General features: G+C 35.6%; 11 protein-coding genes. 8 read left to right on the forward strand and 3 right to left on the reverse strand.

All coding sequences use genetic code 11. The features are described from left to right. Nucleotides 1-5 precede the first annotated feature (5 nt). The gene (locus G9C87_RS17670) at nucleotides 6-1,550 is read left to right on the forward strand and encodes a serine hydrolase (RefSeq protein ID WP_172283632.1); all 1,545 of its coding nucleotides are present in this window, start codon (nucleotides 6-8) and stop codon (nucleotides 1,548-1,550) included. 490 nt (nucleotides 1,551-2,040) lie between these two features. Beyond that, complete coding sequence (locus G9C87_RS17675) at nucleotides 2,041-2,841, forward strand: aspartyl protease family protein (protein WP_228457044.1); 801 nt, start codon at nucleotides 2,041-2,043, stop codon at nucleotides 2,839-2,841. Nucleotides 2,842-2,883: 42 nt separating this feature from the next. On the opposite strand, the gene G9C87_RS17680 is transcribed toward G9C87_RS17675, so the two are convergent. Next, complete coding sequence (locus tag G9C87_RS17680) at nucleotides 2,884-3,933, reverse strand: T9SS type A sorting domain-containing protein (protein WP_172283634.1); 1,050 nt, start codon at nucleotides 3,931-3,933, stop codon at nucleotides 2,884-2,886. 213 nt (nucleotides 3,934-4,146) lie between these two features. Then, nucleotides 4,147-4,623 (reverse strand): SixA phosphatase family protein, encoded by a 477-nt coding sequence (locus G9C87_RS17685; RefSeq protein WP_172283636.1) that lies wholly within the window; start codon nucleotides 4,621-4,623, stop codon nucleotides 4,147-4,149. Nucleotides 4,624-4,737: 114 nt separating this feature from the next. Between G9C87_RS17685 and ruvX the strand changes: the two genes are divergently transcribed. The 5 genes from ruvX (at nucleotide 4,738) to G9C87_RS17710 (ending at nucleotide 8,270) form a co-directional block, all read left to right on the forward strand. Continuing rightward, on the forward strand, nucleotides 4,738-5,154 hold the full coding sequence (gene ruvX, locus G9C87_RS17690) for a Holliday junction resolvase RuvX (protein WP_172283638.1): 417 nt from the start codon (nucleotides 4,738-4,740) through the stop codon (nucleotides 5,152-5,154). Then, entirely contained in the window at nucleotides 5,151-5,723 is a 573-nt protein-coding gene (def, locus tag G9C87_RS17695) for a peptide deformylase (RefSeq protein ID WP_172283640.1), read from the forward strand. Before ruvX ends, def begins: the two co-directional genes overlap by 4 nt. An 80-nt stretch (nucleotides 5,724-5,803) precedes the next feature. Then, the gene (locus G9C87_RS17700) at nucleotides 5,804-6,364 is read left to right on the forward strand and encodes a DUF5606 domain-containing protein (RefSeq protein ID WP_172283642.1); all 561 of its coding nucleotides are present in this window, start codon (nucleotides 5,804-5,806) and stop codon (nucleotides 6,362-6,364) included. Nucleotides 6,365-6,615: 251 nt separating this feature from the next. Further along, nucleotides 6,616-7,389 carry a nucleoside triphosphate pyrophosphohydrolase gene (gene mazG / locus G9C87_RS17705; RefSeq protein WP_172283644.1) on the forward strand — a complete coding sequence of 258 codons (774 nt, stop codon included), beginning with the start codon at nucleotides 6,616-6,618 and terminating at the stop codon, nucleotides 7,387-7,389. Further along, the gene (locus G9C87_RS17710) at nucleotides 7,389-8,270 is read left to right on the forward strand and encodes an SdiA-regulated domain-containing protein (RefSeq protein ID WP_228457045.1); all 882 of its coding nucleotides are present in this window, start codon (nucleotides 7,389-7,391) and stop codon (nucleotides 8,268-8,270) included. Before mazG ends, G9C87_RS17710 begins: the two co-directional genes overlap by 1 nt. A 187-nt stretch (nucleotides 8,271-8,457) precedes the next feature. Here the strand turns inward: G9C87_RS17710 and G9C87_RS17715 are convergent, their stop codons facing one another. Beyond that, nucleotides 8,458-12,174 (reverse strand): metallophosphoesterase, encoded by a 3,717-nt coding sequence (locus G9C87_RS17715; RefSeq protein WP_172283646.1) that lies wholly within the window; start codon nucleotides 12,172-12,174, stop codon nucleotides 8,458-8,460. Nucleotides 12,175-12,200: 26 nt separating this feature from the next. Between G9C87_RS17715 and G9C87_RS17720 the strand changes: the two genes are divergently transcribed. Continuing rightward, nucleotides 12,201-13,379, forward strand: coding sequence for a Pycsar system effector family protein (locus G9C87_RS17720; RefSeq protein ID WP_172283648.1), 1,179 nt, complete (start codon nucleotides 12,201-12,203; stop codon nucleotides 13,377-13,379). Nucleotides 13,380-13,412: the final 33 nt, after the last annotated feature.

A 13,412-nucleotide genomic window follows, 5' to 3' on the forward strand; every position in this document is an offset into this window, starting at 1 on the left:
AAATAATGAAACAGAAAATTTCTTTTTTCATTTTTCTTTTGACAGTTGGCTTGATGAATGCACAGGTTGAAGAAAAAAAACTGGATGAGCTCATTCAAAATACCTTAAAAACTTTTGATGTTCCGGGAATGTCCGTTGGAGTGATTAAAGATGGACAATTGATCTATTCGAAAGGATTCGGAGTTCGTTCTTTGGCTTCAAAACAACCCATGGACGAAAATACCCTTGTAGGAATTGCTTCAAATTCTAAGGGATTTACCTGTACGGCACTGGCAATTCTGGCAGACGAAGGAAAACTGAGATGGGATGATAAGGTTTCAAAATACCTTCCTGAATTCCAGATGTATGATCCGTACGTTTCTCAAAATGTAACCATCAAGGATCTGGTAACTCACAGGGCAGGATTAGGATTAGGACAGGGAGATCTCATGTTTTTTCCGGAAGGAGGAAGTCTTACGGTAAATGATATCGTCCATAATGTAAGATATCTGAAACCTGAAAATCCTTTCAGAACAACGTTAGATTATAATAATATCATGTTCATTGTTGCAGGGGAGGTTATCCACAGGATTTCCGGATTAAGCTGGGCAGATTTTATTGAGCAAAGAATTATGAAACCTGTCGGTATGAACTCCAGTTTTGGAAGCTATAACAGGGCAAAAGGGGTAACCAATAAGATTGATGCCCATGCTCCGGTAGATGGAAAAGCAATTGCTGTTCCCCACGACTGGAATGAAACAGGAAATGCAGCCGGAGGGATTATGAGTAATATCAAAGATATGACGACCTGGGCCCAGTTCTTATTAAATAATTTCACAACGAAAGATGGAAAAAAACTGGTTTCTGATAAACAGGTACAACAGTTATGGAGTCTGCAGATACCTGGTGGGGTAGCCCCTAAAAATCCTTATGATACAAGTTTTTACGGATATGGAATGGGATGGTTCCTGAGTGATGTTAAAGGACATAAACAAATTCAGCACACAGGATGGCTGATCGGCACCGTAACCCAGTTTACATTGATTCCGGATATGAAATTAGGGATTGTCGTTTTAACCAATCAGCAGTCCGGAGCAGCTTTTAATACCGTGACCAATACTTTAAAGGATTCTTATCTGGGAATTGCAGACCGGAACTGGCTCAAAACATACGGGGACAGAATGGCTAAAATGAATGCTGAATACGATAAACAAAAGAAGGAAGCTTTTGAAAAATCCGAAACATTTAAAAAGAATAAAAACCTACAGCCAAAAGCAGAACAGTTTGTTGGAAAATATAATGATATCTGGTTTGGGGATGTAGAAATTACCCAGCAGGGAAATGCTTACAGAATCACATGTGAAAATTCTCCGAGATTAAAGGGAGAATTGCTTCCTTATTCCAACAATTCTTTCATTATCAAATGGGATGATAGAAGTTATGATGCAGATGCGTATATTATCTTTAATTATGATGAAAGCGGGAAGGCTGAATCCGCAAGGCTAAAAGCTATTTCCGATGTGACGGACTTCAGTTTTGATTTTGATGATCTGGATTTGAGAAGAAAATAAACAGGTAAATTCTGGAAAGTGTATTTTAAAGTGCTTGTAACGAATTGTTTAAATAGAAAGACTGATCACAAGAGCTAATAAAAATACCATGAAAAATAAAATCTTTTATACAGTAGTTTTTACATTGCTTTTCATTCTGTCAGGATGTAATACTTTTTTAAGAGCACAAAAAAAAGTTTCAGTTCTGAAAGCAAAAAATGAAAATGCAATCATCTTCGATGGTACAAATGTGAAAATAAATTGAAAATTAGATCCGAATATTCGACCAGATATTTACTATGTAAATGTACCTTACAAAAAAAGCAAGATAAAACTTGTTACAGATCAAGGGGAGATTAGTTTCAAGACTCAATATGGAGAAAGTCATGATGTAATAGTATTACTTAATGATAAGGACAGTTGTTTTGTTCGGATCCTGGCAAAAGAAGATCCTACTTTTGTTTCATTGCAGCAAAATAAACCTCTTCCAATAGAAATTCCTTTCACAATAATGGGGTCCCGGATATATTTTAAGGGATTGCTTAATAAAGAAAAAGAAGTAAATGTCCAATTTGATTTAGGAGCAGGAACTTCATGTGTAAGTAAATTGTCTTCAGATAAATTACAATTAAGATTTACCGGGAAAACTATGGTTAGTAATACGCAGGGTGTGAATGAAGCACGTACAAGTAAAGAAAATATGCTGGAGATCGGGGATGCTATTTGGAATAATATACCTTTGACAGAAGTTGGAAATATGAAACCTGAGGAAGATCTTATTATTGGAAATAGTTTTTTTAGAGATAAAATAATTGAAATTGATTACGATAAAAAACTGATTACAATTTATAATGAATTGCCTGAGAAAGTAAAAGAGTTTAAAAGACAGGATGTATTTTATGAGCAGCATCGTCCAAAATTTAAAGCAGAATTTGTCCAGAATGAAAAGAAATATTCTTTTTGGTTTCTTTTTGATACAGGCCGGGAAGGAACGATGTTAATAGGAGATGATTTTACAAGTCAGGATAAAAACTGGAATAATCTCAAGGAGTTGCAAATTCTGAACGGGAGAAAGATTGTTAGATTAAATGCTTTCATTGGCGGAAGAGAATTCAAAGACATTGTGACCAATGCTGCAGATCCTTTAAATCCCACTGGAAGGCCAACACTATTCGGAAATCAGATTCTGAGTCAGTTCAATGTTATTTTAGATAACAAAAGTGGCTCAATTTATCTAAAGCCAAATGGGCGTTCTAAAGAACCCTATGCAGATTACAATAAGTATTTAAAAGAAGTTGTTAATCAAAAATAAAAATCCAAAAACTCTGAGATATCTCAGAGTTTTTGGATTTTTTTATTCTTTAATGAATTTTTTAATCAGATCTCCGGTCTGAATGATATAGGCTCCCTTTATCAGTTGACTTATATCGATATTATTTCTTTCGAGTTTTCCGGACAATATAAGTTTCCCTACCATGTCATATATTTTATATTCTTTTGATGGAGGGTTCATAACTGTTATGAAATCCTTAGCAGGATTGGGATAAATCTGTGTTTTATTTTTGTACTGTTGTTCAGAAACAGACAAAGCACCCAGATCTGCTTTTAATAATGAGCCTCCGAAGAAATCCGTAATAAAAATCGTGTTATTTTTTACGGCTAATCCTGATGGGTAGCTGAATTCACTGGAGACAATACCATCGGAAACTATTGGATTAGCCAGGGTGAAATTTAATTGGGATATTTTAGAAGCTCCTGCTTCAGAAATATATAATTGATTTCCATGAGAGGTTAAACCGGAAGGATAACTTAATCCCTGAGCTATTGTTATTGGAGAAGTAGAACTATTGAGTTTAAATTTTGAAACTCTTCCTTCAAACCGTTCAGTGTAGAAAATTTCATCTCCGATTATTTCCAATTCAAATGGAGATGCTGCGGATGTAATATCCACTAATTGTGGGATCGGTTGGCTTACATCTATTTTGGCAATCTTATTATCTCCCTCAAGAGCCATATACAGGTCATTTCCAACGAATTCAAGCCCTAGAGGACTGTTTACATTCGTCAGGATAACTTCAGGCGCCGGATTGGAAATACTGAGATTGATCCTTGAAATTTTATTTCCCCCAAATTCAGAGATATATAGATATTTATCTTTTAATGCCAGACCATAAGGTCTGTTTACTCCTGTAACCACATCCACTGGCGCGGCGCCAGGATTATCGAGGTTTATCTTTACCACTTTATCCAAAGCATAAATGCCGATATACATTTCATTGTCTTCAATGATCATGGGGTTGGGTGTATTCAGATTGGTAATAAATGGACTGGCCGAAACCTGTGCGTAAATTGTGTTCCCTGTAAGCAACAGGATCAACAGTAAGAAATAGAATTGTTTTCGCATTATTATTTTTATTTAGAATAAATATTAATAAAACAAAAATATTTTATTCTGAATACAATGACAAAAAGGGCAACATGATATTTGCCCATATATTAGAAACTGTTATGTATAAAAGCGGAACTGGAGATATGATCTTTATAAAAATTTTCTCATGCATTATGCATAAGAAAGGAGATTGTAAAAAGAATAAAACAATAAATTTTTAAAATAATTTTAGATTTTTCCAGGTTCGTAAAAAAATAAAAGCTTTTTCGTTGCTCCATCAAATTCCGACCATGAATCACAGTCTATTTCAAAACCGGCAACTCCGCAGGTAGGAAAATGAAAAATATCCTCTGATATAGAGTTGGCAAAATTGGAAATTCCGTTGTTGTGTGAAAAAAATGCTACCGAATTATGATGGTCATCCAGGTTGTAAATTACAGATTCAAAATTCCTTTCAGAAGGGTTGTATAGCTTTTCATCAGTCATGTAATTCAACTGGTATGTCTGATTGAAAATCTTACAGGTATTCAATGCACGAACCGCTGGGCTCGACACTAAATAATCTATAGAAATACTATTGTTTTTTAAGAATCTGGACATGTTCATTGCGTCCTCCAAACCCTTGTCTGCCAAAGGTCTGTCAAAATCTTCAGTTTCTTCCGGCCAGTCGCTCTTTGCATGTCTCACAAGAATGAGTTTCTTCATAATTTCGTTTTTTGGAAGATTAAAATTATAAAAAAAAATATGGAATGAAACATGATTTATAAAAAAAACTACGTTGTGAATAAAATCATTAAAATTTACTAAATTTGCAAACCTATGGGACAAATCCTTGCAATAGACTATGGAAAGGCCCGTTGTGGCATTGCAACAACGGATGACATGCAGATTATAGCGAGCAGCCTTGATACTGTAGAAACAAAACATATACTGCCTTTTCTGAAAAAATATTTCAGCGAAAATAAGGTAGATGATGTAGTAATAGGACTTCCGATAGATTTAAAAGGAAACGTATCCGAGGTGGAAACAGATATTTTACAATTCATTGATGAATTTAAAAAAGAATTTCCAACTATTTCCGTTTACCGTTTTGATGAAAGGTTTACTTCCAAAATGGCATCATTTTTTATTTCCCAGAGTGGTAAAAGTAAAAAAAAGAGAGAGGAAAAGGGTTTAATAGATAAAATAAGTGCAACCATCATATTGCAGAATTTTTTAGAACAAAGAACAAGATGATTCTACCAATAAGAGCCTTTGGGGATCCTATTTTAAGAAAAGTAGGCAAAGATATAGACAAAAATTATCCCGATTTACAAGAACTGATTGATAATATGTTCGAAACTATGAATAGTGCGAACGGAATTGGCCTTGCAGCTCCGCAGATTGGCCTTGATATTCGTTTATTCGTAATAGATGTAACTCCTTTGGCTGATGATGAGGATTATGAAGATATCAAGGAAGAATTGAAAAGCTTCAAAAAAGTTTTCATCAACGCTAAAATTCTGGAAGAATCCGGAGAAGAGTGGAAGTTTAACGAAGGCTGCCTTTCGATTCCGGATGTGAGAGAAGATGTAAAAAGAAAGAGCACAATCCTGATCGAATATTATGACGAAAATTTTGTGAAGCATACAGAAACTTTTTCCGATATTAGAGCCCGCGTAATTCAACATGAATATGATCATATTGAAGGGACATTATTTACCGATCACCTTAGTGCTTTAAAGAAAAAGCTGGTAAAAGGTAAATTAACAAAAATATCTCAGGGGGATGTAAGCATCAACTACAAAATGAGATTTCCGAAGTAACAGGTGTATTTAATTATAAACAAAAAATAATAGACAGTAAAAGGTTTCTACTGATTACTAAAAATTAAAAAAATAAAATTATGTTGTTAGAAAAAATAATTTCAATCTCTGGAAAGCCAGGACTTTTTAAATTAGTTTCTCAATTAAGAAACGGATTTATTATTGAAGATGTATCTACAAAGAAGAAAGTAAGTATAGGAAACTCAAGCCAGGTGAGCTTGTTGGATAACATTGCTATGTTTACATTTGATAAGGAGGTTCCTTTGTTTGAGGTTTTTGAAAATATTGCTAAAAACCAGGATTACAAAGAAACAATTTCTCATAAATCTTCTGACGCTGAGTTGAAAGAATTTATGGCAGCTTCTCTTCCTAATTATGATACGGAGAGAGTATATGCTTCTGACATCAAAAAACTAGCACAGTGGTATAATATCCTTCACAAGGCAGGATATATTACACCTGAAAGCTTTGTTAAAGCTGAGCCTGAAACTTTAGACCCGGCACAGGATGAAGTTGCTGTTACCGAGAAAGCAGCTCCTAAAAAAGCAGCTCCAAAAGCAGAAAAACCTGCTACTCCAAAAGCAAAAGCTTCAACAGGAGCAAAAGCTGCTACTAAAAGTACACACAGAAAAATGGGATAATCCCTTTGCCCTGATTTAAAATAAAGCCTTGTTGAGAATTTTCTTAACAAGGCTTTTTTAATAAAAAAAGTACCGGATAAAATTTTTAAAGCCAAAAAAAATTATTCAAAGGCTTCTCCTTAATTTTGCATCTAGCATCTAGCATCTAGCATCTAGCATCTAACATCTAACATCCAACTTTCCCCACGAAGTTTTGTACCCAAGTTAAAATAACCCTTACATTTGTATAAGATTGAATTCCCAATTGACCTATGAATACCAGACAAGAAAAATTAGACGCTTTCGGAAGATTATTGGACATTATGGACGACCTTCGTGAAAAGTGCCCGTGGGATCAGAAGCAGACCTTACAATCTCTTCGTCATCTTACACTTGAAGAAACCTATGAACTCTCTGATGCTATCTTACAGGAAGACCTGCAGGAGATCAAAAAAGAATTGGGAGATGTATTGCTTCACTTGGTTTTCTATGCTAAAATAGGTTCTGAAAAAGAAAGTTTTGATATTGCAGATGTCATCAATTCCCTTAATGAAAAGCTTATTTTCCGTCATCCTCACATTTATGGAGATACAGAGGTGAAAGATGAAGAAGAAGTAAAGCAGAATTGGGAAAAACTAAAACTGAAAGAAGGGAATAAATCCATTTTAGGAGGGGTACCCAAAAGTCTTCCAAGTATGGTAAAAGCTTACCGGGTTCAGGATAAAGTGAAAGGAATTGGATTTGAATTTCATGATGCGGAAGATGCATGGAAGAAAGTGGATGAGGAACTTGAAGAATTTCATGCTGAAACGGATCTTGAGAAAAAAGAGCAGGAACTGGGAGATGTATTTTTCTCCCTGATTAATTATGCACGCATCACCGGAATTAATCCTGATTCTGCCCTGGAGAAAACTAATTTAAAATTTATCTCAAGATTTCAGAAGATGGAAGAGATGGCGTCGGAAAGAAATCTGAATTTAGGAGAAATGTCCCTGGAAGAGATGGATTTGCTTTGGGATGAAGTTAAAATATTAAATAAAAATTAATGAAAATGTATATCTTTTGTATGGTAACCTCTCTTTTATTAATGGGATGTAATCCTAAAAATTCAGAACAAATTAAAGAAGATACTTTAAAAGTAGAGTTTTCATTACCTAAAAAATTAAAAGAAGTTTCCGGTATTACCTTGTCTCCGGATAAAAAGACAATATGGGCTATAGAAGACCAGGGAAATAAAAACCGGGTGTACGGACTGGACAGAAAGGGAGCATTTGTTTCGGATGTGCTGGTGGAGAATGCTGAAAATAATGACTGGGAAGAAATTACCAGCGACCGTGACGGAAATATCTATATTGGTGATTTTGGGAACAATGATAATGACAGACGCAATCTTTCTATTTTGAAAATTGATTTAAAAGATGCCTCTCAGACAACGACAAAAGTTACCCAGAAGACCAGCTTTCATTATGAAGGACAAACAGAGTTTCCGCCTAAAAAGTCAAACCTTTTATATGATTGTGAAGCTTTTGTTGAGATGAACGGAAATTTTTATCTTTTTACTAAAAACAGAAGCAAAGGTTTTGACGGGAGTTTTCTGATTTTCCGTGTACCCAATAAAGCAGGTGATTTTGAAGCAAAGCTAATGGGTAAATTCAAGCTGGATGGAAAGTATGCCGATGCAGCTATCACAGCAGCGTCAATCAATAGTAAAGGGGATCAGATCGTATTGCTGAATCATAAAAATGTGCGCATCCTTACAGGCTTTACTCCTGATGACTTTTCGAAAATTAAAGTTCAAAAAATTTCATTACACCATAATTCGCAGAAAGAAGCGGTTACTTTTGTGGATGATAAAAATCTTTTAATTGCTGATGAAAAGGATAAGAAGGATGGAGGTAATGTTTATCTTTTTACATTAAAACCTTAGAGATAATTTTCAGTTAAGCGGACGTGTGAATCAGCACTTCCTTTTAAATTGATCTTTCAAATATATAATATAAAAAAGTCGCGCAGAAATTTCTGTGCGACTTTTATTATTTTAATAAGGTATTCTAAAGCTCTCTTTTGTTTTGAAAAATGTAAAATTTTTAACAATAAAAATGGATAGTGCCGTTTTAGAAATTCATTCCTACGCCTGCAGAAATTCTTCCCCCGTCAGATCCATAGAAATAGTTTAATCTTGCGGAAAACATTTCGACAAGGCTTAACCATAAACCAACTCCTGCAGCCTGATGCCATTTTCTGGAATTCTCGTTATCATTCCAAACCCGTCCCAGATCATATCCAACCAATATACCCAGATTAGCCGGAATAATATTGTTTTTGATCCTTCCAAAGTCCCAACGGATCTCGGAGTTGTTAGTGAAGTACGATTTTCCGGAAAACCGGTCATTTCTGAATGCCCTTAAGCCATTATTACCTCCGATACTTGCTGCCTGATAAAACTCAAAATTATTGTTGTTGATCCACATTACGTTATTGGAATTCGAAAAAACAAAATTTGCTTTTTTATCAATTCTGTGGTGAATATTTAATGATCCGTTTACAAATAAAAAGTTTCTGTCGAAGTCCGAGAGATTGGTTTTCCAGTTCACGCTCGCGACAAATTCCAGGCCTAAGGTAGGAAAAGCGTTATTATCTAGGTTTTTGAAACTAAAGGTATAATTGGCTCCTCCGAATTGCTGACTTTTGAAAACACCAGGATTTACATCAGGAGATTGATCCACAAAGCGGTCACCCTTTCTCTGTACCTTATTGTCTTCAAAGGTAAGCTGAAACTGATGGCTTAAATTAAGCCAGCTCTTCTTTGAAATAGAAGGGGCAAAATTAAATTTTGAGATCCTGGCCCTGTTGTACTTTGCTTTAGTATCCTCACGGTCATATTCACTTTCATTGGATAATCCAAAGAAGTTTTCGGAAAAACGGGGAGTAGTATAGGCTGCATCAAGATTGAAATCCCATCCTGAAATTGCTTTCTTAAAGATACCTTTGTAAGCAAGGCTGAAACCTGCTGTATTGGTGTAAAAATTGGCTTTTAAACTATGTTTCTGTGTAAATGGATCACGAACGAAGTTGTTTACTGTATAATTGGCTAAAACACCGATAATCAATCCGTCATCCGGGTTGTAATCTGCATTGGGATAGCCGGCAAAGAAGTTATACTTCGGATGCTTGTAATTATAGGTGTTGACATCATAATCATCGGAAATATGTTTGGCCGCTGAACCTGCGTTATAGGTATTCTTTTGGGATTTAAAATCATAGATGCTGATCTTTTTTCCGTTGGAAACATTATATACATCGTGATTATCTCCTCCCACCAATCTGATATTCATTTTAGGTTTGCCGTTTCCTGACACGTCGTAAACATCATCATCTTCAAGACCGTAGATCCAAAGCTCTTTGGTTTTATTGTCGTAATATGTTTTTTCAAATACCAATTCAGGGTTTTCACCTTTATCGTCAAGTTTATACTGTTTAACATCAACGGAATTTGCATTTTTAACGATTACAAATTTATCCTGATTTACAGTTCCTGCTAACGGAACTTTTTCCTGTAAAACATCATAATACTGGACAGCGTAGTCCTGTAGTTTTTCTTTTCTTAATTTTAATTTTCTCTGAATATCCTCACTGGTTTCATCTCTAACCTCTTTCGGCAAATGATCGAATGCTTCATTGATATCAGCATCAGTAAGGTGCTCCTGAATATATTTTGCCTGTGCAACCCATTCTTCCTGTGTTGAACCTTTTAGGAAAACAAGATCAATAGGATAAGGTTCTGTACCCAGGAGTTTTACACTTTGAATGTCTTCCTTGAACGTTTTCATATGGCGGATAGCCGGAACGTTCATGATCAGTTTAAATGCAGCACCGTCATACTTGCTGAAAGCCTGGTCACGGTCTCTTGGAATCGGCTTATAGATGATTTTATCACCGTCTTTATATTCTGCCCATTTCCATTGATCAGAATGTCTGTCCCAATCTCCTAAAAGCATATCAAAAATTCTGGCTCTGATGTACGATTCTTTGTCGACAGAGTATTTATAATTTTTGGATAGGTTTTTCAGGACATCGTCGGTTGAAAGAATATCTCTTGCATTGTCCAGGGATTCAAGCGTTTTAGGATCTGAAGAAAAGCGTTCTTCGATCATGTACATTTCGTCACCGTAATGTTCATTGTAATCTCCAAGGGCCTGTTGTTTTGGAATATAGAATAATCTTGGATTGCTGTGCGTAATATTTACTTTTTCCGCCAGATTTCCAACAATAAATGGAGTGAACGGATGACTGGTTGTATAGAAGTCAAGCAGGAATTTGTCCGGAAAAGTGTCATACAGTTCCTCTCCGAAGGTACTTTTTTTAAAGGCCATGTTATTCAGAAAACGTACGGCACTTTTTTTAATGCCTCTCATGACGAATTCCTGACCATCTTTAGCTTTTAGTCTCAGGCTGTTGGACTGGTTTCCACCTCCTTCTCTGAAAGGGATATATCCACCGTCTAATTCTGAAATATTGGCAGTTTTAGCTTCGATAGGAATTCCATAATATTTTCTGTAATGGTCACCCCATAACCATCTGTAGAACTTCCTTTTTTCCGTTAAGTTTGACGGATACACCGTTGAGGTGATGGTAGCCGGAAAGGAATTAGGGTAGTTGTTGACAAAGGTTTCAGGTTTGGATATTACGTCGATATGGGCCAATGTTTTAATCTTGTTATTTTTAGTGGAAAAGTACTCAACATCACAGCTTTGATCTTTGCGGATGTTTAAAACAGCGAAACCACTTCCTCCGTAGGAAAAATCGGTCTGTTCAGCGATGGTTGCAGGATCTACTTTGGAGCCTCCGCCGCTGATGATCTGTTTGATATTCCTGTCGGTGTGGTATTGAAGGTTATGGTCATGTCCCGAAACAAAGATTACATTTTCTTTATCCTGGACGATACTCTTTAACCTGTTGGCAAGGTCGGCATAATGCTGGTTGTTGATATCCTCCATGCTGGCACCGGAGGTATTTCTCAGAATGTTAATAATTGTTGCAATGCCGGGAGCCGGAATATTTCCTTTAAATGGAAAAAGGTGAGACCTAGCAGAATTATATCCCGCATGAGTTCCACTGCTGATAACAGGGTGGTGTAAAGCGACAATAATCCTTTTTCCCTGATTTTTAGTAATCAAATCCTGGAATTCATAAAAAAGATCGTCCCGGGTTTTGATATTGCAGTTTTTATTCATTCCCGGATATTTGTCCCAGTTGGCTATAACCCACTCACTGTCGATAACGATTAACTTGATATCACTGGTCAGGCTTATATCATCAATAGGACAAGCATTTTTAGGTAAAAAAGCCTTTTTATCATTCAGATAATCTTTCACAAAATCTTCCTGTGCTTTTAATCCGTCTAAACCATGATACCAATCATGATTTCCGGGAATGACGAGGGTTCTTCCCTTGAAATTTTTTGTAATGGAAAGCTGATTTTCCATTTTTTCTTTGGCCAGAGGATACTCTTTATCTTTCTTTTTAGGCATTCCTGAAGGATAGATGTTATCACCCAAAAAGATCAGCATCGAATTTTTGTCGGCTGAGTCCAGTTTACCCTTAAGAATATCCAGCGTTTGCTTCGCCTGTGGCTCATCTGCGTTGCCCGCATCCCCAACCAGGAAAATTTTAAAGTCGTTTTCAGAATTTATAGCAGAATTTTTAATTTCCTGTAAGTTTTTTCCCTTTTTTACGTTATAGGTAGCACAAGAATATAAGAGTCCTGATACCAATAAGAATCTAAATGGGACTGAAATTATTTTTAGATGAGTTTTAAAGGATAAATTCATAAATTTACATTAACAAAAATTCAGTAATGGATATTTTACAAAAAGCTAAAAATTATGTTGAAAACTTATTCAAAGATAAGTTATCTTCTGTATATTTCTATCATAATTTTATTCATACCACATATACGGTTAACAAGGCCGAAGAAATAATGAAAAATACTCCTGTCTCCAAAGAAGACCAGGAGAAAGTGATATTAGCTCTGTGGTTTCATGATGCAGGATATATTGAATGTGCTCAGGATCATGAAGAGAAGGGAGTAGAGATTATGAAAAATTTTCTCATCAATGAAAATTATCCTGAAGATTATATCGAAGACGTTTCTAAATTGATTTTGGCGACAAAGATCAACTATGAACCACAGAATTTACTGGAGAAAATAGCAAAAGATGCCGATTGCAGTCATTTTGCAAGCCATGATTATAATGATATTTCAGATTCTTTAAGGAAAGAGTGGGAGCTTACCAATGTAAGATGCTTTTCTAATGATGAATGGAATGCCGGAAACCTTGAGCTTCTGAAAAACAAGCATAAATATTATACCGATTATGCCAAAGAAAATTGGGAGCCTTTAAAGAAAAAGAATATTAAGAAGATTGAGAAGAAGTTGGAAAAGGAAGAGGAGAAGAAGGAAAATTCCGATGCTAAAGACAATAAAAAAGAACCTAAAGAACCGAAATCCGACAGAAGTGTGGATACTCTGTTCAGGGTTACTTTAAATAACCATACCCGCCTTAGTGATATTGCAGACAGCAAGGCCAACATATTACTTTCTGTAAATGCGATTATCATCTCGGTTTGTCTTTCAGTTCTGGTACCAAAGCTGGATGCACCTAAAAACGCCCACCTGATTGTACCTAGTTTTCTGTTGCTTATTTCAAGTGTGATGACCATTATTTTTGCCATCTTATCCACAAAACCGAATGTGACAAAAACGAAATTTACGAACACAGATGTTAGCAATAGAAAAGTAAACCTCCTGTTTTTTGGAAACTTTCATCAGATGATCTTTGATGATTACCATAATGCAATGAAGGATCTGATCAAGGACAGGGATTATATCTATGATTCGATGGTAAAAGACCTGTATTACCTGGGAAAGGTGCTGGACAGAAAATATAAACTTTTATCGATTACGTATCAGATTTTCATGGCAGGAATTATAATTTCCGTACTTTCTTTTGCCTATGCATTCCTTACACTTTAATCGTGATTCAGGATGGCAGGATAATTCTATAGG

The organism is Chryseobacterium sp. LAM-KRS1 (assembly GCF_013184525.1).
GTDB classification, from domain to species: domain Bacteria; phylum Bacteroidota; class Bacteroidia; order Flavobacteriales; family Weeksellaceae; genus Chryseobacterium; species Chryseobacterium proteolyticum.